Origin of the sequence: Jiangella muralis, from assembly GCF_001270745.1 — a bacterium.
GTDB classification, from domain to species: Bacteria; Actinomycetota; Actinomycetes; order Jiangellales; family Jiangellaceae; genus Jiangella; species Jiangella muralis.
This window is the reverse complement of record NZ_LFXL01000010.1, coordinates 137,979-161,210: the sequence shown is the minus strand read 5'-3', so window position 1 is coordinate 161,210 and position 23,232 is coordinate 137,979. Positions and strand designations below refer to the sequence as shown.

The window sequence follows — 23,232 nt, the reverse complement described above, 5'->3', positions numbered from 1 at the left end:
TCGCTGGTTCTTGGAGCCCTGACCCGTGACGTCGACCGCCGCCCTGGCCACGCTCGACGTGGACCAGCTCGCCGCCCGGCTCTCGGTGTCGGACGCCGAGCGGTCCACGCGGGGGTGTACCAACCCGATCCGACTGCAGGGCAGCTCCGTGCACGTCGACGCGGCCACGGGTGAGGTCGTCGGCAACTACTCGTCTGATGATGAGCACGACGGCTACACCTACGTGCGCTGCGGCAACCGCCGGGAAGCGGTCTGCCCGTCCTGCTCGCGGGAGTACAAGGGCGACGCGTGGCATGTGCTGGCCTGCGGGCTGATGGGCGGCAAGGACGTCCCCGACACCGTCCGGGATCACCCGGCCACGTTCGTCACGCTGACCGCGCCGTCGTTCGGGGCCGTGCACCGCGCCACCGACCCGGCCAAGAACGGTCGCCGCCCGCCGTGTCGTCCCCGCCGGGACAAGCCGGTCTGCCCACATGGCCGCCCGCTGTACTGCTTCGCCCGCCACGACCGTGACGACACTGTCGCCGGGCAAGCGCTCTGCTTCGAGTGTTACGACTACACAGGGCACGCCATCTGGCAGTGGCACGCCCCGGAGCTGTGGCGCTACTTCACCCAGTCGTTGCGCCGCCACCTGGCCAAGGCCGCGGGCCTGACGCAGAAGGATTTCGCCCAGCGGTGCCGGATCGCCTACGGCAAGGTCACCGAGCTGCAAGCCCGCGGGCTGGCGCACATGCACGCCGCGTTCCGCCTCGACGGACCCGCAGGCCCGGCCACCCCGCCGGACCTGGCCATCACCGTCGCTCAGCTCGAACAGGCCGTCCATGACGCCGCCGCCCACATCTGGGTTGATGCGCCCGCACCCGGTGGCGACACGTTGCGGTTGCGGTGGGGCACCGAACTCGACACCCGCACCATCACCGCCGGCGCAGGCCGCGACAACAGTTCTGGGCCGGCGCACCCGGAACAGGTCGCCGCGTACCTGTCCAAGTACCTGACCAAGGGCGTGGAGGCGTTCGGGCTGCCCGTCGACACCCGCATCCGCTCCGCGATGGACGCCCGCCACGCCGGGGCCACCGAACACGCGATCCGGATCATCGCCGCCGCGCACGCCCTGTCCGCTGTGCATGAGGACTACCGGCTCATCGGCCGCCACCTCGGCACACTCGGCTACCGGGGCCACCCCATCACCAAGTCGCGCCGCTACTCGGTCACGTTCGGGGAGCTGCGCTCGGCCCGCCGCACCTGGCGCCGCCGCCGCGCCCGCCTCAACCCCGACGCCACCGTCCGTGACGTCCTCGACACCGACCCCGACCAGGCGGACACCGACGACACGATCGTCACGCTCGGGTCCTGGACGTATGCCGGGCGCGGCTACCTCACCGACCACGACGCCGCCCAGGCCGTCCGCACCCACACCCTCACTCGCATTCGACGAGCGGACGCTGCTCGCACCTGAACCCCGGAACCAGGAAGACCTACTTGGAGGAACACGATGACTGTGCAGGCAGAACCGTTGTGGACCCCGCGGGACGTGTCCGACTACCTCGGTGTCCCCGTGGCCACGCTGTATCAGTGGCGGTGGAAGAAGTACGGCCCGCCCGCAGCTCGCGTCGGCCGCAACCTGCGGTACCGGCCCGCTGCTGTCGAAGCGTGGCTGGACTCGGTGACCGAGGCCGCGTGATGGCCCGCGCACCCATGCCCCTCGGCACCTGGGGCAAGATCCGCGTCTACGTCGCGAAGGTCGACGACGCCGGCAAGCCGATCCGTCACATGGCCAGGACGCTCTATCGGGACTTCGACGGTCGGACTCGGCCGGTTGAGGCGCACGGCAAGACCAAGACAGCCGCGACGAACGCGCTGCGGACGAAGCTGACCGAGCGTGCCAGGGGAGGCCGCGGGGGAGAGCTGACGGCCACGCATCGCTTCTCCGAGGCGGCGGATCTGTGGTTGGAACGGTTCCGCAAGCAGGTGGAGGCCGACAAGCGCTCGCCGGGCTCGCTCGACACCTACCGCAAGCACTTGAGGAACCATGTCCTCCCGGCGCTGGCTGAGGTCCGCCTCGGAGAGGTCACGACGCCGCTGCTGGACCGTGTCATCGGCAAGATCGCGACGGATGCGGGCGGACCGACAGCCAAGACCTGCCGGAGCGTCATCTCCGGGATCATGGGCCTGGCCGTGCGGCGCGGTGCGGTCTTCGCGAATCCGGTCCGCGAGGTCGAGCAGATCGAGACGCGGTCGAAGCAGGCGCGGGCGCTGAACGATGGCGAGGCTGCCGCCTGGCTGGCTGCGCTGCGAGCTGACGAGCTGGCGGTTCGGCGTGATCTCCCCGACCTGACGGTGTTCATGCTGTCGACCGGCTGCCGGATCGGTGAAGCGCTGGCGCTTCTGTGGAGTCAGGTCGACCTGGTGTCGGGGACGGTCGAGATCACGCACACGATCATCCGCGTGAACGGTGAGGGTCTGCTGCGCAAGTGGACGAAGAATCGCAACGAGCGGCTATTGCTGCTCCCGCCGCTCGGTGTCGCCATGCTGCGCCGTCGCTTCGTGCCCGGAACTCAGCTCGACAGACCGGTGTTCCCGGACAGCATCGGCGGGTTCCGCGATCCGTCCAACGCGAGCCGGGCGATCCGCGACGCCAGGGGAGAGGAGGCCATGTCGTGGATCACATCGCACGCCTACCGCAAGACGACGGCGACCGTCCTGGACGACGCGGGGCACTCGGCGCGTCAGGTCGCGGATCAGCTCGGGCACGCTCGGCCGTCGATGACTCAGGACGTCTACATGGGCCGGCGGGTGCTCAACCCTGCCGCCGCCGAGGCGTTGGAGCGTGCGCTCGGCGAGGCCGCCCAGGGGGAAAACTGTGGGTAAGGTGTGGCCTCGCGGGTGGAGCCAAACAGCCCTCTGGCCTGTGACCTTGGTGTTTGGCTCCCGCACCTGGACTCGAACCAGGAACCCTCTGATTAACAGTCAGATGCTCTGCCAATTGAGCTATGCGGGATCGGCGAACCGAACGTTCCGGCCGACGCTGAACTTTAGCAGGCGAGGGGGCCCGGTTCCCAATCGGTTCAGGGTCAGCCGAGGACGTGTTCCTCGTAGCGCTTGCGCATGAGGGCGACCACCTCGTCGGGGTCGGCGGCCCAGAGGTCGGCGTTGAAGATCTCGACCTCGATCGGGCCGTCGTACCCGGCCGCTTCGACCAGTCGGCGGAGGTGCCGGAAGTCGATGTGGCCGTCGCCCATCATGCCGCGCGACAGCAGGGCGTCGGCGGGGAAGGGGGTGATCCAGTCGCACACCTGGAAGCTCGAGATGCGCCCCGCCGACCGGGCGATGGCCGCCTCGATCACCGGGTCCCACCAGACGTGGAAGGTGTCGACGACCACGCCGACGGACGACGGGGTGAAGGGGGCGGCCAGGTCCAGGGCCTGGTCGAGCGTCGACAGCACGCCGCGGTCGGCGCAGTAGAGCGGGTGCATGGGTTCCAGTGCCAGCTGGACGCCCGCGGCCTCGGCGTCGGGGATCAGTGCGGCGATGCCGTCGGCGACGCGGGCCCGCGCCCCGGCCAGGTCCCGCGACCCGGACGGCAGCCCGCCGACCACCATGATGAGGCAGTCCGCGCCCAGCATGGCGGCCTCCTCGATCGCCCGCCGATTGTCGTCCAGCGCGGCGTCGCGGCCGGGCCCGGGGAACGCGGTGATGAATCCGCCCCGGCACAGCGACGACACCCGCAGGCCGGCGTCCGCGACCATGCGGGCCGCCGCCGCGACGCCGCACGACTGGACCGGCTCGCGCCACAGCCCTATCGACCCGATGCCGGCCCGGACGCATCCGTCGACGGCTTCGGCGACCGACCACCGCTCGGTGGTCCGCTGGTTCAGCGACAGCCGGTCCATCACACCACCCCGTAGGCCGACAGCAGCGACGTGAACCGGGCGGCCGCCAGCGGTGGATCCGGGAACAGCCGGGCCGCGTCGGCAAGCTCGAACGTGCGCACCAGGTGGGGGAGCGACCGCGCGCTCTGCAGCCCGCCGACCATGACGAACCCCGGCTGCAGGCCGGACAGCCAGGCGAGGAACGCGATGCCGGCCTTGTAGTAATAGGTCGGCTCGCCGAACACCTGCCGGGCCAGCGGGACGGTCGGGGCGAACGCGTCGTCGTACGCGGAGAGGTCGCCGCGGTCGAGTGCCTGCAGCGCCGCCGACGCCGCCGGCGCGATGGCCGCGAAGATCCCGAGCAGCGCGTCGGACGAGCCGCGGATCAGGGCCGGGTAGTTGTAGTCGTCGCCGGTGTACAGCCGGACCCCGGCGGGCAGCCGCGACCGCAGCGCCTCCTCGAACGCGGCGTCCAGCAGCGACACCTTGATGCCGTCGACCTTCGCCGCGTGGTCCTCGATCAGCGCGACCACCTGGTCCGAAGCGGCGGCGACGTCCGACGCGCCCCAGTAGCCGGCCAGCGTGGGGTCGAACATCGGCCCCAGCCAGTGCAGGATCACCGGCGCCGACGCCTGCGCGAGCAGCCGGTCGTAGACCTTGCGGTAGTCGTCCGGGCCGGTCGCGACGGCGGCCAGCTGGCGGCTGGCCATGAGGATGACCTGCGCGCCGGCGTCCTCGACGACGGCGAGCTGCTCTTCGTAGGCGGCCACCACGGCATCGAGGGACGCGGGACCGGTCAGCTGGTCGGTCCCCGCCCCGGCCGCGATGCGCCCGCCCACGGCCCGCGCCTCGGCCGCGCCGCGCCGGATCAGCTCCTGCGTCGCCGCCCAGTCCAGGCCCATGCCGCGCTGCGCGGTGTCCATCGCCTCGGCGACGCCCAGCCCGTACGACCACAGGTGCCGCCGGAACGCCAGCGTGTGCTCCCAGTCGATGACGGCGGGCGCGCCGGGCCGGTTCTCGCCCAGCGGGTCGGCGACGACGTGCGCGGCGGCGAACGCGACCCGCGACGTGAACGGTGCCGCCGGCCGCTCCCACGAGCCCGGCGTGTTCATGGTGTACGCGCGCAGCGCGCCGTCCGCCCCCGGCAGCCGCAGCTCGAGGCCGGTCACAGCGTCAACTCCGGCAACTCCACCCGGCAGCCGCCGTCGGACGACTGCAGCCCGGCCTGCGCGAGCCGCACCCCGCGGGCCCCAGCGAGGAAGTCGTACGGGTGCGGGCCGTCCTCCACGACGTGCCGCACGAACTGCTCCCACTGCGCCTTGAAGCCGTTCTGCGGCGGCGCGTTGTCGGGCACGTCCTGCCACTGCTCGCGGTAACGCTGCTCGTCGGCGAGGTCGGGGTTCCACGTGGGCCGCGGCGTCGCGGTGCGTGGCTGGATGACGCAGTGGTGCAGCCCGGCGACGGCGCTGCCGAGCGTGCCGTCGACCTGCAACTCCAGCAGTTCGTCGCGGTGCACGCGGACCGCCCACGACGAGTTGAACTGGGCGACCACGCCGCCCGTGAGCTCGAAGATCCCGTACGCGGCGTCGTCGGCGGTGACGTCGTAGCGCCGGCCGCGCTCGTCCCACCGCTCCGGGATGTGCGTGACGGCGCGCGCGGTGACCGCCTCGACCCGGCCGAACAGGTTCGTCAGCACGTAGTCCCAGTGGCAGAACATGTCGACGACGATGCCGCCGCCGTCCTCGCTGCGGTAGTTCCAGCTGGGCCGCTGCGCCTGCTGCCAGTCGCCCTCGAACACCCAGTAGCCGAACTCGCCGCGCACCGACAGGATGCGGCCGAAGAACCCGCTGTCGATCAGCCGGCGCAGCTTGAGCAGCCCGGGCAGGAACAGCTTGTCGTGGACGACGCCGTTCTTCACTCCGGCCGTCTTGGCCCGCTTGGCCAGCGTCAGCGCGCCCTCGACGGTCTCGGACACCGGCTTCTCGGTGTAGACGTGCTTGCCGGCGTCGATCGCCTTGACGATCGCCTCCTCGCGCACGGAGGTCAGCTGGGCGTCGAAGTAGACGACGTTCGCGGCGTCGCCGAGTGCGGTGTCGAGGTCGGTGGTCCAGCGTTCCAGGCCGTGCCGTGTCGCGAGGTCGCGCAGCTTCTCCTCGTTGCGGCCCACCAGGACCGGGTCGAGCGTGACGCGGGAGCCGTCGGACAGCTCGACCCCGCCCTGCTCGTTGATCGCGAGGATCGACCGGACCAGATGCTGCCGGTATCCCATGCGGCCGGTGACGCCGTTCATCACGACACCGAGCGACTTGACTGCCATGCCACCTCCTGTGGAAAGCGCTTGCCCACACACCGTACGGCGTCGCGGCGCGGGCGCGCAACCTCTGGTGCGGCGGGGATGTCTCCTGGTGGCGGGCGGTTCGGGGCGAATTAGTCGTGCCACCTGCCCAAATAGGGAAGGCGCTTACCCGCGGACGCAACACGCCGGAGGCCGACGATCAGGTGACGTATCGCTCAGATTTGCCGCGTCTTCGTCACCTGATCGTTTTGTGTCCGCATCGTGGAGATGATCAGGTGACACAACGCGCGAACGCCGGGCGTTTCCGTCACCTGATCATCTTCGGCGAAACGATCAGGTGACGAAGTCGCGGGTCAGGGTGCGGTGGTGCGGGTGCTCTGGCGGAGGACGACCTCGCCCTTGATGCGCCGGGTACGTGGCTTGGTGCGGTCGGCGGCGCTCATCACCAGCTCGAACGCCGACGCGCCGACCTTCTCCAACGGTAGCCGGACCGTCGTCAGGGCCGGGTTGACGTCGCGCAGGGTGCTGATGTCGTCGAAGCCGGCGAGGCCGAGGTCGCGGGGGATCTCCAGGCCGTGCTCGCGCGCGGCCACCATGGCGCCGACGGCCATGACGTCGTTGACGGCGAAGACGCAGTCGAGCTCGCCGATGCGGCCGAGCAGGGCGCTCATGGCCTGGTGGCCGCCGTCGCGGGTGAACGCGCCGTGCACGACGAACGCGGGGTCGAGGTCGATGCCGGAGCGGCCGAGACCCTCGCGGAATCCGTGGACGCGGTCGCGCGCCGTCAGAACGGCGTCGGGCCCGGCCAGCACGCCGAAGCGGCGGTAGCCCAGCCCGACCAGCGACGTGGCGAGGTCGCGGGCGCCGAGGCGGTTCTCGATGACGACGGTGTCGACGGGCAGCTGCTTCTGCGAGATCGCGACGACGTTGCCGCCGTCGTTCTCGAAGATGTCGATCTCGCGGCGCAGCGCGTCGGCGACCGGGCTGTCGTCCATGCGGCTGCCGGCGAGGATGACGGCGCGGCTGCGCTGCCCGCGCAGGGCGACGAGGTAGTCGACCTCGCGCTCGGGGCGGCGCAGCGTGCTGCCGAGCGTGACGAGGACGCGCTGCCCCTCGGCGGCCTCCATGACACCGGCGGCGATGGAGGAGAAGTAGGGGTCGGCGATGTCGTGCACCACCAGGCCGACGACGTTGGTGCGCCCCCGCGCCATGGCCTGGGCCTGCGCGTTCGCGGCATAATTGAGGCTGCGGGCGGCGGCGAGGACGCGCTCGCGCAGGTCGTCGCCGACCTTGCGGGTGCTGCCGTTCAACGCGCGCGACGCGGTGGCCAGCGAGACGCCGGCCCGGGCCGCGACGTCCATCAGCGTGACCGAACCGCGCGGTTGCTCGGCCATGAGTCTCCCGTCGTCCGAAGGAATGCGCTTCCACGATAGACCTCGGGGCCTGGCGCGGTTCGCAGGACGGCACGAGCAGAGTTCGTCAGCATGTTAGTTTGTCTAGACAAAGTCGAAGGAGTGCGCATGCGTGTGGGGTTCGTCGGAGTCGGCCGCATCGGGGCGGCGCATGCCCAGGTGGTGCGCGACCACCCGGCGGTGACGGCGGTCCGGGTGGCCGACGCCGATCCGGTCCGGGCCGGCAAGGTCGCCGCCGAACTGGGCGTCGAGGCCGTGGCGACACCGGCGGACGCCTTCACGGACGTCGACGCGGTCGTCATCGCGGCCGCCACGTCGGCGCACGCCGAGCTGATGATCGCCGCCGCCGCGGCCGGGCTGCCGGTGTTCTGCGAGAAGCCGGTCGCCTCCCACGTCGCCGGGACGCGCGCCGTCCTGGCCGCGGTCGAGGCGGCGGGCGTCGCGACGCAGATCGGCTTCCAGCGCCGGTTCGACGCCGGCTACGTCGCCGCCCGCGAGGCGGTCCGCGCGGGCACGCTCGGCGAGGTCCGCCGGCTGCACCTGATCACCGCCGACGCCGAGCCGCCGCACCCGTCGTACGTTCCGACCTCCGGCGGCATCTACCGCGACTGCCACATCCACGACTTCGACATCCTGCGCTGGGTCACCGGCCGCGAGGTCGCGACGGTGTACGCCACGGGCGCGAACCGCGGCGCCGAGGTCTTCGCCGCCAGCGGCGACGTCGACGAGTCGGCGGCCGTGCTGACGCTCGACGACGGCACGCTGGCGACGCTGCAGGGGTCGCGCTACAACGGCGCCGGCTACGACGTGCGCATGGAGGTCGCGGGCACCGCCGGCACGTACGTCGTCGGGCTGGACGAGCACGCCGCGCTGACCTCCGCCGAACCCGGCGTCACGTTCCCCGGCGGCACGCCGTTCCGCGAGTTCTGGTCCCGGTTCCGGCCCGCCTACGAGGCCGAGATCGCCGCGTTCGTCGACGTCGCCCGGGGCGAGCGGGATAGCCCGTGCACCGTCGCCGACGCGCTGGAGAGCTTCTACGTCGCCGAGGCCGCCACGCTGTCCCGCAACGAAGGCCGCATGGTCACCATCGAGGAGATCAGGGCATGAGCCACGACGTCCTGACCATCGGCCGCGTCGGCGTCGACATCTATCCGAATCAGGCAGGGGTGGGCCTGGAAGACGTCACGACGTTCACCAAGTACTTGGGCGGCTCGGCCACCAACGTCGCCGTGGCCGCCGCCCGGCACGGCCGCCGGTCCGCCGTCATCACCCGCACCGGCGCCGACCCGCTCGGCCGCTTCGTGCACAAGGCGCTGACGGGGTACGGCGTCGACGACCGGTTCGTGACGGCCGTCGACGACCTCGCGACGCCGGTGACGCTGTGCGAGATCTTCCCGCCGGACGACTTCCCGATCTACTTCTACGGCCGCACGCCGACCGCGCCGGACCTGCAGATCCACACCGATGAGCTGGACCTCGACGCGGTCCGGGACGCCGGCATCTTCTGGGCGACGGTCACCGGGCTGTGCCAGGAGCCGAGCCGGTCGGCGACGATGGCCGCGCTGGAGGCGCGCGGCCGGAACGGCATCACCGTCCTCGACCTCGACTGGCGGCCGATGTTCTGGGAGTCGCGCGAGGCCGCCCGGCCGATCATCCAGCAGGCCCTCCAACACGTCACGCACGCCGTCGGCAACGTCGACGAGGCCGAGACCGCCGTCGGCACCCGCGATCCCCACGCGGCGGCGAGAGCCCTGCGCGAGGAGCACGGCGTCGCCGTCGCCGTCGTCAAGCAGGGCCCGAAGGGCGTCCTCGCCGTCGACGACACCGGCGAGTACGAGGTCGCGCCGATCCTCGTCGACGTGCTCAACGGGCTGGGCGCCGGCGACGCGTTCGGCGGCGCGCTGTGCCATCAGCTGCTGGACGGACGCCCCCTCGGCGATGCCGTGCGATTCGCCAACGCCGCCGGCGCGATCGTCGCGACCCGGCTGGCCTGCTCTGACGCCATGCCGACGACGGCCGAGGTGGCCGCGTTCCTGGAGGGGCCAGATGTCCGCTGATCACGTGCGCACCATCGTCGAGACGCGCATCCACCGGCCCGAGGCGATCGCCGCGGCCGCCGCCGCCCGCAAGCGGCCCGGCTCGCTGCTCGGCCCGACCGGCAAGCTCATGGTCATCGCGGCCGACCACCCGGCGCGCGGCGCGCTGCGGGCCGGTCGCGACGCGCTGGCGATGGCCGACCGCGGCGAGCTGCTGGACCGCCTGGTGGTCGCGCTGAGCCGGCCCGGCGTCAACGGCGTGCTGGCCACGGCGGACGTGCTCGAGGACCTGCTGCTGCTCGGCGCGCTGGACGACAAGGTCGTGGTCGGCTCGATGAACCGCGGCGGCCTGGCCGGCACGGTCTTCGAGGTCGACGACCGGTTCACCGGCTACGACGCCGGCGGCATCGAGGCCATGGGCTTCGAGATGGGCAAGATGCTGCTGCGCATCGACCCCGGCGACCCGGCGACGGCGCCGACGCTGCAGGCCTGCGGGCAGGCCGTCGACGACCTCGCCGAACGCCGGAAGATCGCGCTGGTCGAGCCGTTCATCTCCTACCGCGACGACGACGGCCGGCTGCGCAACGACCTGTCCACCGAGGCGGTCATCCGGTCGGTGACGGTCGCGGCCGGGCTGGGCAACACGTCCGCCTACACCTGGCTGAAGCTGCCCGTCGTCGACGACGACCCGGCCGGCATGGAGCGGGTGCTGGCGGCGTCGACGCTGCCGGCGGTGCTGCTCGGCGGCGAGGTGCCGGACGACCCGGACGCCGCGTTCCGGCAGTGGGAGAAGGTGCTGCGGCTGCCGACGGCGCTCGGCCTGGTGGTCGGCCGGACGCTGCTGTACCCGCCGGACGGTGACGTCGCGGCGGCGGTCGACACGGCGGTGAGCCTGCTATGAGCTGGTACCGCCCGGCCGGGTCCGCCGCGCGCGGCCCGTACGCCGTCGAACTGACCCCGTCGACCGTCGAGGGCTGGCGGTGGACGTCGCTGCGGGTGCTGGAGCTGGGGCCGGGGGAGTCGCACGCGTTCGGGTCCGGTGCCGAGGAGCTGTTCGTGCTGCCGCTCAACGGCGGCGGCACGGTCGAGGTCGACAGCGAGCGGTTCGAGCTGATCGGCCGTCCCGATGTGTTCAGCGGCCCGTCCGACACCGTCTATGTGCCGCGGGACGCGACGGTGACTGTCACCGCCGCCGACGGCGCCCGGTTCGCGCTGCCGGCCGCGCCCTGCGCGAACCGGCTGGCCGCCCGCTACCTGCCCGCGAGCGACGTCGCCGTCGAGCTCCGTGGCGCCGGCAGCTCCACCCGCCAGGTGCACAACTTCGGGTCGGCCGGCACGTTCGACGCGGACCGGCTGATCGCCGTCGAGGTCATCACGCCGGCCGGCAACTGGTCGTCGTACCCGCCGCACAAGCACGACGTGGACCAGCCCGGCGTCGAGTCGGAGCTGGAGGAGATCTACTACTTCGAGGTCAGCGACCCGGCCGGGTTCGGCTTCCACCGGGTCTACGGCACCGACGACCGGCCGATCGACCTGCTGGCCGAGGTGCGCGGCGGTGACGTCGTGCTGGTGCCGCACGGCTGGCACGGCCCGTCCGTCGCCGCGCCCGGGTACCACCTGTACTACCTGAACGTCATGGCCGGGCCGGGCGCTACCCGCGAGTGGCTGATCAGCGACGACCCGGCGCACGCCTGGGTCCGCGACGAGTGGGCGGCGCAGGCGCCCGACCCGCGTCTGCCCATGGGGAAGGAACGATGATGAGGCTGACGGTCGCGCAGGCCACGGTCCGGTTCCTGGCCGCGCAGTTCACCGAGCGCGACGGCGTCGAACACCGGCTGATCGAGGGCTGCTTCGGCATCTTCGGGCACGGCAACGTGGCCGGCCTCGGCCAAGCGCTGCTGGAGGCCGAGCTGGCCGACCCGGACGCGCTGCCGTACCACCAGGCCCGCAACGAGCAGGGCATGGTGCACGCGGCGGTCGGCTACGCCCGCATGCGCAACCGGCTGTCGACGCTGGCCTGCACGTCGTCGATCGGGCCGGGCGCGACGAACATGGTCACCGGCGCCGCGCTGGCGACGATCAACCGGCTGCCGGTGCTGCTGCTGCCCGGCGACGTGTTCGCCACCCGGGTCGCCGACCCCGTCCTGCAACAGCTGGAGCAGCCGCACGCGCCGGACGTCACCGTCAACGACACGTTCCGGCCGGTGTCGCGGTACTTCGACCGGGTCTGGCGGCCCGAGCAGCTGCCGGGCGCCCTCCTCGGCGCGATGCGGGTGCTCACCGACCCGGCCGAGACCGGCGCCGTCACGGTGGCGATGCCGCAGGACGTGCAGGCCGAGGCGTTCGACTGGCCGTCCCCGCTGTTCGCGAAGCGCGTGTGGCACGTGCCGCGGCCCGTCCCCGAGCCGGCCGCGCTGGCCCGCGCCGTCGCGCTGCTGCGCACCGCCCAGCGCCCGCTGATCGTCGCCGGCGGCGGCGTGATCTACAGCGAGGCGACGGACGCGCTGCGGGTGTTCGCCGATGCCACCGGCATCCCGGTCGCGGAGACCCAGGCCGGCAAGGGCAGCCTGCCGTACGACCACCCGCTCGCGCTCGGCGCGGTCGGCGCGACGGGCACGCCGGGCGCGAACCGGTTCGCCCGCGAGGCAGACGTCGTGATCGGCATCGGCACTCGGTACGGCGACTTCACGACGGCGTCGCGGACGGCGTTCCAGCACCCCGGCGTGCGGTTCGTCAACGTCAACGTCGCCGCGTTCGACGGCGCCAAGCACGCCGGCCTGCCGCTGGTGGCCGACGCCCGGGCCGCGCTCGAGGCGCTGACGTCCGAGCTGGCCGGCTGGATGGCGCCGCCGTCGCACCGGGCCGCGGCGACCGGCGCGAACCGCGAGTGGGACGCCGTCGTCACCGCCGCCTACACCGCCGGGCACCAGCCGCTGCCCGCGCAGACCGAGGTCATCGGCGCCGTCAACGAGATCAGCGGGCCGCGCGACGTCGTCGTCAACGCGGCCGGGTCGATGCCCGGCGAGCTGCACAAGCTGTGGCGCACCCGCGACCCGAAGGGCTACCACGTCGAGTACGGCTACTCGACCATGGGCTACGAGATCGCCGCGGGCGTCGGCGTCCGCATGGCCGCGCCCGACCGCGACGTGTTCGTCATGGTCGGCGACGGCTCCTACCTGATGATGGCGCAGGAGCTGGTGACCGCCGTCCAGGAGCGCGTCAAGGTCGTCGTGGTGCTGGTGCAGAACCACGGGTTCGCCTCGATCGGCTCGCTGTCCGAGTCACTCGGGTCGCAGCGGTTCGGCACCGCCTACCGGTACCGGTCCGGCGAGACCGGCCGGCTGGACGGCGGCACACTCCCGGTCGACCTCGCCGCCAACGCCGCCAGCCTGGGCGTCACCGTCGTCCGGGTGGGGACGGTGGACGAGCTGCACGCGGCGCTGCGCGACGCGAAGGCCGCACCGGCCGACGGCGGCCCGATCCTGATCCACGTCGAGACCGACCCGCTGGCCGGCGCGCCGGACAGCGACTCCTGGTGGGACGTCCCCGTCAGCGAGACGGCGGCACTCGACACCACCCGCGCCGCGCGCGCGGAGTACGAGCGGCAGAAGAAGGCGCAACGGCCGCTACTGGGGCCGGACACGGAGGAGAACGACGCATGAGGACCATCGAGCACTGGATCGGCGGCGGCGCCACGCGGGCCGGGTCGACCCGCACCGCGCCGGTGTGGAACCCGGCCACCGGGCAGCAGCAGGCCGAGGTGCTGCTGGCCGAGCCGTCCGACGTCGACCTGGCCGTCTCCGCCGCCGCGAAGGCGTTCGAGAGCTGGTCGCAGACGTCGCTCACCAAGCGCACCAAGGTGCTGTTCGCGTTCCGCGAGTTGGTGACCCGGCACGCACGGGAGCTGGCCGAGATCATCGCCGACGAGCACGGCAAGGTCGTCTCCGACGCGCTCGGCGAGGTGCATCGCGGCATCGAGGTCATCGAGTTCGCCTGCGGCATCCCGCACCTGCTCAAGGGCGACTACTCCGACCAGGTCTCCACCGGCGTGGACGTGTACGGCTTCCGCGAGCCGCTCGGCGTCGTCGCCGGCATCACCCCGTTCAACTTCCCGGTGATGGTGCCGATGTGGATGCACCCGGTCGCCATCGCCTGCGGCAACGCGTTCGTGCTCAAGCCGAGCGAGCGCGACCCGTCGGCGTCGCAGCTGGTGGCTCGCCTGTGGGCCGAAGCCGGGCTGCCGGACGGCGTGTTCAGCGTCGTCAACGGCGACAAGGCCGCCGTCGACGCGCTGCTGGACCACCCCGACGTCGCCGCCGTCTCGTTCGTCGGCTCCACCCCGATCGCGAAGTACATCCACGAGCGGGCCGGCGCGAACGGCAAGCGCGTGCAGGCCCTCGGCGGCGCCAAGAACCACGCGGTCGTGCTGCCCGACGCCGACCTCGACTTCGCCTCGGACCACCTGATCGCGGCGGCCATGGGCTCGGCGGGGGAGCGGTGCATGGCCATCTCGGCGGCGGTCGCGGTCGGCGCGAGCGCCGACGCGGACCGGCTCGTCGAGGCGGTGGCGGCGAAGGCGGCCGCGGTCCGGGTCGGCCCCGGGCGCGACGAGGCCAGCGAGATGGGCCCCGTCGTCACCGCCGCCGCCCGCGACCGGATCACCGGCTACATCGACGGCGGCGAGCGCCAGGGCGCGACGCTGGCCGTCGACGGCCGCGGGTTGGTCGTGCCCGGCCACGAGGACGGCTTCTTCGTCGGCCCGACCGTGCTCGACCACGTCACCCCGTCGATGGACGTCTACCGCGACGAGATCTTCGGCCCGGTGCTGTCCGTCGTCCGCGCCGCCGACGTGGACGAGGCGATCGCGCTGATCAACGCCAACCCGTACGGCAACGGCACCGCCATCTTCACCGGCTCCGGCGAGGCGGCGCGGCGGTTCCAGCGCGGCGTGCGCGTGGGGATGATCGGGATCAACGTGCCGATCCCGGTGCCGATGGCCTACTACTCCTTCGGCGGCTGGAAGGACTCGCTGTTCGGCCAGTCGCACATGCACGGCCCGGAAGGGATCGCCTTCTACACCCGCGCCAAGGTCGTGACGTCGCGCTGGCCGCGGGTCGACCACCCCATCGCGGCCAGCTACTCCTTCCCGACGACCACCTGACGGCTCGTTGCGCCCGGCTGGGAGCGACGAGGTGGCGGATTGTGGTCGCCGGGACGACCACAATCCGCCACCGCGTGCCGGGGTAGCGCCTCAGCTAAGGGTGACCGCGCCGAACGTGGCCGTCGTGTAGCGGGCGTTGGACGTGTTCTCCTGGTGGCCGTCGACGGCGAGCCCGAGGAAGGCGGACGGCGGCAGGGCGAGGTCAGCGGCGCCGACCTCGTGCCACGTCACGCCGTCGGGGGAGACGGCGCCGGCGACGGTGCCGCCGCGGCGGGTGAGGCGGACCCAGTAGGGGGTGTCGATCGGCACCTCCTCGGGCACCTCCGGGTACTGGGTGACGGCGGCCTCGGCGCCGCGCGCGGACCGGATCGAGAAGCGCGACACCTTGCCGCTGCCCAGGTAGGTCAGCTCCATCATCGCGAACGGGGCCGACGGCGCGAGGTCGGCGCGGATCATCACCGCGGCGGCCACCTCCGGGTACACCTTGCTGATCGCGTCGACCCGGGCGACGATCTCGCAGTCGCCGCCGCGGCGCTGGAACGCGAACCGGAAGCTGTCCGCCGTCCCGCCGATCGAGCCCGATCCCTTCACCGTGACCGCGTCGCCGGCCACGGAGGTGGCGCCGCGCACCGGCACCGAGCCGATGTCGGCGCCGACCCAGGGCGCGGTGCGGGTGATCCGATTGACGTGCACCGGGGTCGACGTCGTGGAGGTGGCGTTGCCGGACGTGTCGACGGCGCGGGCGGTGACGAAGTAGCTGCCGTCGGCGACACCGGTCCACTCGACCCGGTAGGGGGCGCTGGTGGCGGTGCCGATCAGCTCGTCGCCGGCGTAGAACTCGACCCGGTCGATGTCGGCGCCGTGGCCGGTCGCGTTCGCGTTCAGCACCACCCGCGCGTCCGTCCGCGCGGCCGCCACCAGCGCGTTCGTCCCCGGCTGCAGCAGCGTGACGGACGGGTTGGCCGCCGCCGGGCCGGCGATCGAGTTCAGGTAGCGCTCCAGGTTCGTGTAGCCGTCGGCGCCGACGGTGTTGCGGTCCGCCGGGTCGTTCGGGTTCAGGCCGTTGGCCTGCTCCCACGCGTCCGGGATGCCGTCGTGGTCGCTGTCGACCGGCGCCGGGGCCGACGCCAGCGACGGCCAGCCGCCCACCTCGGTCTGCGAGTTGATCAGCCGGCCCGTGCGCCGCCGCACGTCCTCGACCAGCCGGGCGTCGACGGAGTCGCGGCGCGGCAGGATCGCACCGACCTCGTTCAGCACCCGCTCGAACGCGACGGTCGCCGCCTCGGCCGGCAGCGGCTGCGGGAACGGCACCGGGGCGGTGCGCAGCGTGATCGGCACGGTGCCGTCGATGCCGAGCGTGTTGTCGGCGGTGACCTCGGGCGACCCGTCGACGTAGTTGTCCGCGACGTACCAGGTGCCCGGCCCGCCGAGCGTGCTCACTGTCGGCTCGACGATGCGGTCGCGGACCTCGGCCAGCGTGTCCGGCCCGGGCCGGTAGTAGTTGCCGATCATGTTGATGCCGGCGGAGTCCTCGCCGCCGTACGCGGAGTTGAAGCCCCAGTTGTAGATGACGTTGTTCTGGTGGTCGACGCTCAGCGCGTAGTCCGGCCCGGTGGCGTTGACCGGCGCGAACCGCGGGTTGCGGCTGGAGTTGTGGATGATCAGGTTGTGGTGGAACGACACGTTCTCGCCGCCCCAGATGCCGCCGTAGCCGTGCCGTCCCTCCGGGTTCACCGACATCGTCAGGCTCTCGCCGACGATGCACCACTGCACCGACACCCGGGTGTTCTCGTACGGCGACAGCGCCTCGTCCGTGCTCCACGTCAGCGAGCAGTGGTCCAGCACGACGTCGGCGGTGCGGCGGAACCACATCGCGTCCTCGGTGACGCCGGCGATGTCGCCCATGCGGCAGCGCAGGTACCGGACGACGACGTTCTGCCCGGCGATGCGGGTGGGGTAGCCGGCGATGCAGATGCCGTCGCCGGGCGCGGTCTGGCCGGCGACGGTGAGGTTCGAGCCGGTCAGGTCCAGGCGCGAGTTGAGGTAGATGGTGCCGGAGACGCGGAAGACGACGGTGCGGTTGCTGCCCTTCACGCCCTCCCGCAGCGACCCGGCGCCGGAGTCGTTGAGATTGGTCACCTCGTAGACGTCGCCGCCGCGGCCGCCGGTCGTGTACATGCCGCAGCCCAGCGCGCCGGGGAACGCGGGGACCAGGGCATCGGCGGTGCCGCGGCGGACGGCGGCGAAGGCGGGTGAGCCGGCGACGAACGCGCCGACGCCGGCGAGGGCGCCGGCCGCGGTGAAGGCGCGGCGGGTGAGGGTGTGGTTCTCCGTGCGGTCGGGGCGGGCATCCGGAATGGAGCTCATCGATCCTCCAAGACCTGGGAGCGGGGTAGGTGCGGTCGATACTGCAAGCGGTTGTGCATTTGTGTCAATACTTGCAGTAGGGTTGCAGCGACGTCGTCCAGCGATGCCCACAGGAGGGTTTCTGTGTCCGAACCGATCACCCAGTTCCAGGCCGGCGAGCTCGCGGTCGAGGTGCACTCCGGCACCGCCGAGATGGGCCAGGCGGCAGCGGAACGCGCGGCCGCCGTCCTCCGCGACGCCGTCGCCCGCACCGGCCGCGCCCGCGCCGTCTTCGCCACCGGCAACTCGCAGTTCGCGTTCGTCCAGGCGCTGCGGTCGCAGGACGTCCCGTGGGACCGCGTGACCGCGTTCCACCTGGACGAATACGTCGGCATCGACGCGAACCACCCGGCCAGCTTCCGGCGCTGGATCCGCGAGCGCATCGAGGAGCCGTTCCGGCCCGAGCAGGTGCACTACATCGACGGCGACGCGCCCGACGCCGAGGCCGAGTGCCGCCGCTACGAGGACCTGCTGCGGGCCGCGCCGCTGGACCTCATCTGCATGGGCATCGGCGAGAACGGCCACATCGCGTTCAACGAGCCGAACGAGGCCGACTTCGCCGACCAGCGGCTGGCCCGGGTCATCACGCTGACGCCGGAGTCGCGCGCGCAGCAGGTCGGGGAGGGGCACTTCCCGGACGACGCCACCGTTCCGGCCACCGCGATCTCGCTCACCGTGCCGGCGCTGCTGTCGGGCGCCCGGGTGCTGGTCTGCACGCCGGACCAGCGGAAGGCGGCGGCCGTCGCGGCCGCGCTGCGCGACGAGATCAGCCCGGCCTGCCCCGCGACCATCCTGCGGACGGCCGGGCACGCGACACTGTTCCTCGACCCCGAGTCGGCCGGACAGCTGGAGGTCCCGGTCGGCTGAGCCCGATCCAAACGGTTGCTGAAAGGTGGCAGCGATGCTGGCGCTGACGCACGCGACGGTGGTGAGCGACGGCCGGGTCGAGCCTGACCGGACGGTGCTGGCCGACGGCGGCCGGATCGTCGCCGTCGGCGCCGGCCCTGTGCCGGCGGACGCCCAGGTCGTCGACGTCGGCGGCCGGGTCGTCACGCCGGGGCTGATCGACCTGCACGTGCACGGCGCCGCCGGCCACGCCTTCGACGACGCCGGCGACGCGGGGGTGACGGCGGTGCTGCGCCACCTCGCCGCGGCCGGCGTCACCAGCGTGCAGCTGAGCCTGGTGTCGGCGCCGGTGGACGTGCTGGCGGCGCGCATCGCGGCGCTGTCCGGCCTCGTCGCCGGAACTCCCGCCGACGCCGCCCGGGTGCTCGGCGTCCACCTGGAGGGCCCGTTCCTCGCGGCCGCCCAGTGCGGCGCGCACGATCCCGCCGTCCTGGTCCCGCCGGCACCGCGCGACGTGGACGTGCTGCTGGAGCAGGCCGCGACGCTGCGGATGATCACGCTCGCGCCGGAGCTGCCCGGCGCCGTCGACGCCACCCGGCGGCTGGCCGCCGCGGGCGTCGTTGTCGCGGCCGGGCACAGCGACGCGACGGCGCGGCAGCTGGCCGAAGCGGCCGGCGCCGGGCTGACGCACGTCACCCACCTGTGGAGCGGCCAGTCCACCACCCGCCGCGAGGGGCCCTGGCGCGTCCCCGGCCTGCTCGAGGGCGCGCTGGCCGCGGCGGACCTCACCGCGGAGGTGATCGCCGACGGCCGGCACCTCCCGCCCGAGCTGCTGGAGATCGCCCGGCGCTGCACCGGCGACCGCCTCGTCGTGGTCTCCGACGGCACCCCGGGTACCGGCATGCCCGCCGGGTACCGCTACCGGCTGGCCACCGTCGAGTGCGTCGTCGGCGACGGCGTCGGCATGGTGGCCGGCGCCGACGCGTTCGGCGGCAGCACCAGCACGCTGCCCGGCATGCTCGCCCACCTGCACGACGACCTCGGCTGGCCGCTTGCCGAGGTGGTCGCCCTGGCCACCAGCCGGCCCGCCGCCGTCGCCGGGCTGTCCGCGCGCCGCGGCACCGTCGCCGCCGGCATGGACGCGGACCTGGCGATCTTCGACCCCGGCTTCCGGCCCTGGGCCACCGTGCTGCGTGGCCGCTGGCTGCCGGCACCACCCTCTGGAGGACCCCTGTGACACCCGAACCCACCCGGCTGGTGCGGCTGCGCGCCGACGACTCCGTGGCGGTGACGCTCGACCCGCTGCCGGCCGGCACGCCGGTGCCCGGCACCGGGCTGGTCAGCCGCCAGCTCGTCCCAGCCGGTCACAAGGTCGCGCTGAGCGCCGTCGGCGCCGGGGCCCCGGTGCTCAAGTACGGCCAGGTCATCGGGCACGCGACGACGCCGATCGAGCCCGGCGACCACGTGCATCTGCACAACCTCGGCTACCACGACACCGTCGACCAGGACGTCGCGATCGGCGGCGGCGTCGTCCCCGAGCCGGTGCCCGCCGCGACCTTCCAGGGCATCGTCCGCGCCGACGGACGGGTCGCCACCCGCAACTATGTCGGCATCATCACGTCGGTGAACTGCTCGGCCACCGTCGCCAAGCTGATCGCCGACCAGGTACGGATGTCCGGACGGCTGGCGGCGCACCCGAGCGTCGACGGCATCGTCGCGATCACGCACGGGAGCGGCTGCGGGCTGGCGTCGGACGGCGAGGGCCTGGACCTGCTCAAGCGGACGCTGTCCGGGTACGCCGACCACCCGAACTTCGGCGCGCTGATCGTGCTCGGGCTGGGCTGTGAGGTCAACCAGATCGCCGAGCTGGAGCTGCCGGAGCACACCCCGGTCGTCGGCATGACGATCCAGGAGGCCGGCGGCACCGCGGCCGCCGTCCGGGCCGGGGTCCAGGCCGTCGCCGACGTGCTGGACCGGCTGGACGTCCAGCGGCAGCCGGTGCCGGTGTCCGAGCTGGTGCTGGGCCTGAAGTGCGGCGGCTCCGACGGCTACTCCGGCATCACCGCGAACCCGGCGCTGGGCGTCGCCGCCGACCTGCTGATCGCGCAGGGCGGCACCGCGGTGCTGTGCGAGACGCCGGAGATCTACGGCGCCGAGCACCTGCTGGCCGCCCGGGCCGAGTCGCGCGAGGTGGCCGACGCGCTGCTGGCGCGCATCGCCTGGTGGCGCGAGTACACCGCCAAGCACGGTGGCAGCCTGGACAACAACCCGTCGCCGGGCAACAAGGAGGGCGGCATCACCACCATCCTGGAGAAGTCGCTCGGCGCGGTCGCGAAGTCCGGCTCGACGCCGCTGCGCGCGGTCCGCCGATTCGCCGAGCGCATCGACAGTCGCGGCCTGGTCTTCATGGACACCCCCGGCTACGACCCGGTCTCCGTCACCGGCATGGTGGCCGGCGGCGCGAACGTCGTCTGCTTCACCACCGGCCGCGGCTCGGTGTACGGCTGCAAGCCGGTGCCCAGCCTCAAGCTGGCCACCAACACCGCCGTCTACCAGCGGATGACCGAGGACATGGACCTCAACTGCGGCGTCGTCGCCGACGGCGAGATGAGCCTGGACGAGCTGGGCCGGCGCATCCTCGACATCGTCGTCGCCACCGCGTCCGGACAACAGACCGCCAGCGAGGCGCTCGGCTTCGGCGACGAGGAGTTCGCACCGTGGCAGCTCGGCGCGGTGATGTGACGGTGACCGCGCTGTCGCGGGTGCCGGGCGAGCCGGCGCCGCGGCCCGGCGTCGTCCACCTCGGCGTCGGGGCGTTCCACCGCGCGCACCAGGCCGTCTACACCGACCGCGCGATGGCCGCGACCGGCGACCCGCGCTGGGGCATCGTCGAGGTGGCGCCGCGATCGGCGGACGTCGTCGCGGCGCTGCGCCGGCAGGACGGGCTGTACACGGTGCTGGAGCGCTCCGGCGGCCGGGTGACGGCGAACGTCGTCGGGTCCGTCGCCGAGGCGTGGCACGCGCCGTCGGACTGGGCCGCGGTGGCCGCCCGGTTCGCCGACCCCGCGGTCACGGTCGTCACGCTGACGATCACCGAGAAGGGCTACCTGGCCGACCCCGTCACCGGCGCGCTGCTCGACGACGACGCGGTGCGGGCCGACGTCGCGGCGGTCGCGGCGGGGGAGCGGCCACGGACCGGGCTCGGGCTGCTGGTCGGCGGGCTGCGCCGGCGCATGGCGGCCGGCGCTGGCGCGGTGACGGTCTTGTCCTGCGACAACCTGGTCGGCAACGGCGCTCGGCTGGGCGCGCTGGTGGGGGAGTTCGCGGCCCGGCTGCCCGGCGCCCTGGGCCCGGAGCTGACGGCGTGGCTCGCGGCGTCGGCCCGGTTCCCGTCCGCGATGGTCGACCGCATCGTCCCGGCCAGCACGCCGGCAGACCGCGCCGACGCGCTCCGGCTGACCGGCGCCGCCGACGACGCGGTGGTCGCGGCCGAGCCGTTCACCCAGTGGGTGATCGAGGACGACTTCGCCGGCGAGCGTCCCGCCTGGGAGCTGGCCGGCGCGGAGCTGGTCGCCGACGTCGGGCCGCATGAGACGGCCAAGCTGCGGGTGCTGAACGCCGCGCACTCGATGATCGCCTACCTCGGCGCGCTGGCCGGGCACGAGACGATCGCCGCCGCCGTCGCCGACCCGCCGATCCGGGCCGCGGTGGCGGCGCTGCATCGCGACGTGCTGGCCACCATCGAGGCGCCGCCCGGCTGGGACCTCCCGTCCTACGCGGCGTCGGTGCTGGAGCGGTTCGCCAACCCGGCGCTCGGGCACCGCTGCGACCAGGTGGCGGCGGACGGCTCGCAGAAGCTGCCGGTCCGGGTGCTGCCGACGATCCTCGCCGCCCGCGCCGCCGGCCGTCCGTCCGCCGCCGCGACGCTGGTGGTGGCGGCCTGGCTGCGCTTCGTCCTGGCCGGCCGCTCCGACGACGGCCGGCCGCTGACCGTCAACGACCCGGCCCGCGACGCGCTGCGCGGCGTGCTCCCGTCAGACGTCGCGCGGGTGCTGCGCGCCGCCGCCGTTGCCCCAGAGGAGCTGGCCGCCGACGCCGCCTGGGTGGCCGACGTCGCCCGCTACCTGGACGAACTGGCCCGGCACGGCGCCGCCGCGACGGCGGGGGAGCTCTCCTAACGCTCGCGGACCGGGCTGGTGGAGCTGCGCACGATCAGCCGGGTCTCCAGCTGGACGACGAACGGCTCGGTGTCGCCCGCGGCGTCGGCGAGGTCGAGGACGATGTCGACGGCGCGGGCGCCGGCCTCGGAGCCGGGCACGTGGATCGAGGTGAGCGTCGGGTAGGCCATGCCGGACATCGGGCTGTCGTCGATGCCGATGACGCTGATGTCCGGGCCGACCCGCACGCCGCGCTCGTTCAGCCGCGCCATCAGGCCGAGCGCGATCATGTCGTCGTAGGCGATGACCGCGGTGACGTCGGAGGCGTGGACGAGGTCGGCGGCGCGCACGCCGGCCTGGATCTGCGGTTCGAACGGGCCGAACTCGACCAGCTCGACACCGTGCGCCGCGCACGCCTCGCGCACGGCGTTCTGCCGCTGGGTGTTCGACCACGAGCGGCGCGGGCCGTTGAGGTAGCCGACTCGGCGGTGCCCGAGCGCGGTGAGGTGCTCGACCGCCTCGCGCATGCCCTCCGAGTCCTCGATGATGACGCTCGCCGCGCCCTTGACCTCGCGGTTCACGAACACGATGGGGCTCAGCTCGGCCAGCTGGTCGAGGCGGTCGTCGGGGGTGCGCGGCGACACGACGACCAGGCCGTCGACCCGCTTGCGCATGACCCGGGCCCGCTGGATCTCGTCGGACGGGTGCTCGTCGACGTCGGCGATCAGCACCGTCTTGCCCTTGGCGCTGGCCCGCGCCTGCACCGCCTTGATGATGGGCGGGAAGAACGGGTTCGCGATGTCCGGCACGATCAGCCCGATGAGGTCGTTGCGCCCGGACGTGAGCGAGCGCGCCACCTGGTTCGGCACGTAGCCCATGTCCTGGGCGATCTTGCGCACGCGGTCGCGGGTGCGCGGGTTCACCTTGTCGGGGTCGGACAGCGCACGCGAGACCGTGGAGGCGGACAGGCCGGTGGCCCGCGCGATGTCGGCGAGCGTGACGCTCATCGGTGTCTCCTCCTGCGTGGTCGCGGGTGCATCATGCTGCAA

The 23,232-nt window shown here is 73.1% G+C and carries 19 protein-coding genes and 1 tRNA gene; 13 read left to right on the top strand and 7 right to left on the bottom strand.

The annotated features are described in order from the left end of the window. The first annotated feature begins 25 nt into the window (after positions 1–25). From ACW62_RS18870 to ACW62_RS18860, 3 genes are read left to right on the top strand one after another with little or no spacing between them, the layout of a single operon-like run. Positions 26–1,456 (top strand): replication initiator, encoded by a 1,431-nt coding sequence (locus ACW62_RS18870; protein WP_053205656.1) that lies wholly within the window; start codon positions 26–28, stop codon positions 1,454–1,456. Between the two features lie 36 nt (positions 1,457–1,492). Then, entirely contained in the window at positions 1,493–1,681 is a 189-nt protein-coding gene (locus ACW62_RS18865; protein WP_053205655.1) for a helix-turn-helix transcriptional regulator, read from the top strand. Further along, positions 1,681–2,868, top strand: a complete 1,188-nt coding sequence (locus ACW62_RS18860; protein ID WP_053205654.1) for a site-specific integrase — start codon at positions 1,681–1,683, stop codon at positions 2,866–2,868. Before ACW62_RS18865 ends, ACW62_RS18860 begins: the two co-directional genes overlap by 1 nt. Before the next feature lie 54 nt (positions 2,869–2,922). On the opposite strand, the gene ACW62_RS18855 is transcribed toward ACW62_RS18860, so the two are convergent. From ACW62_RS18855 to ACW62_RS18835, 5 genes are all read right to left on the bottom strand, one after another. Further along, positions 2,923–2,998 (bottom strand) — tRNA-Asn (locus tag ACW62_RS18855). A 73-nt stretch (positions 2,999–3,071) separates the two neighbouring features. Beyond that, on the bottom strand, positions 3,072–3,890 hold the full coding sequence (locus ACW62_RS18850) for a sugar phosphate isomerase/epimerase family protein (protein ID WP_053205653.1): 819 nt from the start codon (positions 3,888–3,890) through the stop codon (positions 3,072–3,074). Then, on the bottom strand, positions 3,890–4,981 hold the full coding sequence (locus tag ACW62_RS18845) for a dihydrodipicolinate synthase family protein (RefSeq protein ID WP_053205904.1): 1,092 nt from the start codon (positions 4,979–4,981) through the stop codon (positions 3,890–3,892). Before ACW62_RS18845 ends, ACW62_RS18850 begins: the two co-directional genes overlap by 1 nt. 53 nt (positions 4,982–5,034) lie before the next feature. Further along, positions 5,035–6,186, bottom strand: a complete 1,152-nt coding sequence (locus ACW62_RS18840) for a Gfo/Idh/MocA family protein (RefSeq protein ID WP_053205652.1) — start codon at positions 6,184–6,186, stop codon at positions 5,035–5,037. A gap of 332 nt (positions 6,187–6,518) precedes the next feature. Further along, positions 6,519–7,559 (bottom strand): LacI family DNA-binding transcriptional regulator, encoded by a 1,041-nt coding sequence (locus ACW62_RS18835; RefSeq protein WP_053205651.1) that lies wholly within the window; start codon positions 7,557–7,559, stop codon positions 6,519–6,521. 126 nt (positions 7,560–7,685) lie between these two features. On the opposite strand from ACW62_RS18835, the gene ACW62_RS18830 reads away from it, so the two are divergent. Genes ACW62_RS18830 through ACW62_RS18805 form a run of 6 tightly spaced genes read left to right on the top strand, consistent with a single transcriptional unit; the run spans position 7,686 to position 14,774 of the window. After that, positions 7,686–8,684, top strand: a complete 999-nt coding sequence (locus tag ACW62_RS18830) for a Gfo/Idh/MocA family protein (RefSeq protein ID WP_053205650.1) — start codon at positions 7,686–7,688, stop codon at positions 8,682–8,684. Beyond that, a complete protein-coding gene (iolC, locus tag ACW62_RS18825; RefSeq protein WP_053205649.1) occupies positions 8,681–9,634 on the top strand; it encodes a 5-dehydro-2-deoxygluconokinase in 954 nt (317 codons plus the stop codon). The genes ACW62_RS18830 and iolC overlap by 4 nt, the downstream gene beginning before the upstream one ends. After that, positions 9,624–10,514 (top strand): Cgl0159 family (beta/alpha)8-fold protein, encoded by an 891-nt coding sequence (locus ACW62_RS18820; protein WP_053205648.1) that lies wholly within the window; start codon positions 9,624–9,626, stop codon positions 10,512–10,514. The genes iolC and ACW62_RS18820 overlap by 11 nt, the downstream gene beginning before the upstream one ends. After that, positions 10,511–11,371 (top strand): 5-deoxy-glucuronate isomerase, encoded by an 861-nt coding sequence (gene iolB, locus ACW62_RS18815; protein WP_053205647.1) that lies wholly within the window; start codon positions 10,511–10,513, stop codon positions 11,369–11,371. The genes ACW62_RS18820 and iolB overlap by 4 nt, the downstream gene beginning before the upstream one ends. After that, positions 11,371–13,275: a 3D-(3,5/4)-trihydroxycyclohexane-1,2-dione acylhydrolase (decyclizing) gene (gene iolD, locus ACW62_RS18810; protein ID WP_053205646.1), complete on the top strand. Its 1,905-nt coding sequence runs from the start codon at positions 11,371–11,373 to the stop codon at positions 13,273–13,275. The genes iolB and iolD overlap by 1 nt, the downstream gene beginning before the upstream one ends. Further along, on the top strand, positions 13,272–14,774 hold the full coding sequence (locus ACW62_RS18805; RefSeq protein WP_053205645.1) for a CoA-acylating methylmalonate-semialdehyde dehydrogenase: 1,503 nt from the start codon (positions 13,272–13,274) through the stop codon (positions 14,772–14,774). The genes iolD and ACW62_RS18805 overlap by 4 nt, the downstream gene beginning before the upstream one ends. 90 nt (positions 14,775–14,864) lie before the next feature. On the opposite strand, the gene ACW62_RS18800 is transcribed toward ACW62_RS18805, so the two are convergent. Continuing rightward, positions 14,865–17,141: an Ig-like domain-containing protein gene (locus ACW62_RS18800; RefSeq protein WP_053205644.1), complete on the bottom strand. Its 2,277-nt coding sequence runs from the start codon at positions 17,139–17,141 to the stop codon at positions 14,865–14,867. A gap of 123 nt (positions 17,142–17,264) precedes the next feature. Between ACW62_RS18800 and ACW62_RS18795 the strand changes: the two genes are divergently transcribed. The 4 genes from ACW62_RS18795 to ACW62_RS18780 are packed head-to-tail and all read left to right on the top strand — an operon-like array spanning position 17,265 to position 22,204. Then, positions 17,265–18,047, top strand: coding sequence for a glucosamine-6-phosphate deaminase (locus tag ACW62_RS18795; RefSeq protein ID WP_053205643.1), 783 nt, complete (start codon positions 17,265–17,267; stop codon positions 18,045–18,047). A 34-nt stretch (positions 18,048–18,081) separates the two neighbouring features. After that, a complete protein-coding gene (locus tag ACW62_RS18790; RefSeq protein WP_053205642.1) occupies positions 18,082–19,263 on the top strand; it encodes an N-acetylglucosamine-6-phosphate deacetylase in 1,182 nt (393 codons plus the stop codon). After that, on the top strand, positions 19,260–20,768 hold the full coding sequence (locus tag ACW62_RS18785) for a UxaA family hydrolase (RefSeq protein WP_053205641.1): 1,509 nt from the start codon (positions 19,260–19,262) through the stop codon (positions 20,766–20,768). The genes ACW62_RS18790 and ACW62_RS18785 overlap by 4 nt, the downstream gene beginning before the upstream one ends. Continuing rightward, complete coding sequence (locus tag ACW62_RS18780; RefSeq protein ID WP_053205640.1) at positions 20,744–22,204, top strand: mannitol dehydrogenase family protein; 1,461 nt, start codon at positions 20,744–20,746, stop codon at positions 22,202–22,204. Before ACW62_RS18785 ends, ACW62_RS18780 begins: the two co-directional genes overlap by 25 nt. On the opposite strand, the gene ACW62_RS18775 is transcribed toward ACW62_RS18780, so the two are convergent. Further along, on the bottom strand, positions 22,201–23,190 hold the full coding sequence (locus ACW62_RS18775; RefSeq protein WP_053205639.1) for a LacI family DNA-binding transcriptional regulator: 990 nt from the start codon (positions 23,188–23,190) through the stop codon (positions 22,201–22,203). The two genes, ACW62_RS18780 and ACW62_RS18775, sit on opposite strands and share 4 nt — an antisense overlap. Between the last annotated feature and the right edge of the window lie 42 nt (positions 23,191–23,232).

Coding starts and splice junctions, on each gene's coding strand:
- ACW62_RS18865 (WP_053205655.1), top strand. CDS start 1,493: ATGACTGTGCAGGCAGAACCGTTGTGGACCCCGCGGGACGTGTCCGAC.
- ACW62_RS18860 (WP_053205654.1), top strand. CDS start 1,681: ATGGCCCGCGCACCCATGCCCCTCGGCACCTGGGGCAAGATCCGCGTC.
- ACW62_RS18850 (WP_053205653.1), bottom strand. CDS start 3,890: ATGGACCGGCTGTCGCTGAACCAGCGGACCACCGAGCGGTGGTCGGTC.
- ACW62_RS18845 (WP_053205904.1), bottom strand. CDS start 4,981: ATGAACACGCCGGGCTCGTGGGAGCGGCCGGCGGCACCGTTCACGTCG.
- ACW62_RS18840 (WP_053205652.1), bottom strand. CDS start 6,186: ATGGCAGTCAAGTCGCTCGGTGTCGTGATGAACGGCGTCACCGGCCGC.
- ACW62_RS18835 (WP_053205651.1), bottom strand. CDS start 7,559: ATGGCCGAGCAACCGCGCGGTTCGGTCACGCTGATGGACGTCGCGGCC.
- ACW62_RS18830 (WP_053205650.1), top strand. CDS start 7,686: ATGCGTGTGGGGTTCGTCGGAGTCGGCCGCATCGGGGCGGCGCATGCC.
- iolC (WP_053205649.1), top strand. CDS start 8,681: ATGAGCCACGACGTCCTGACCATCGGCCGCGTCGGCGTCGACATCTAT.
- ACW62_RS18820 (WP_053205648.1), top strand. CDS start 9,624: ATGTCCGCTGATCACGTGCGCACCATCGTCGAGACGCGCATCCACCGG.
- iolB (WP_053205647.1), top strand. CDS start 10,511: ATGAGCTGGTACCGCCCGGCCGGGTCCGCCGCGCGCGGCCCGTACGCC.
- iolD (WP_053205646.1), top strand. CDS start 11,371: ATGAGGCTGACGGTCGCGCAGGCCACGGTCCGGTTCCTGGCCGCGCAG.
- ACW62_RS18805 (WP_053205645.1), top strand. CDS start 13,272: ATGAGGACCATCGAGCACTGGATCGGCGGCGGCGCCACGCGGGCCGGG.
- ACW62_RS18800 (WP_053205644.1), bottom strand. CDS start 17,141: ATGAGCTCCATTCCGGATGCCCGCCCCGACCGCACGGAGAACCACACC.
- ACW62_RS18790 (WP_053205642.1), top strand. CDS start 18,082: ATGCTGGCGCTGACGCACGCGACGGTGGTGAGCGACGGCCGGGTCGAG.
- ACW62_RS18775 (WP_053205639.1), bottom strand. CDS start 23,190: ATGAGCGTCACGCTCGCCGACATCGCGCGGGCCACCGGCCTGTCCGCC.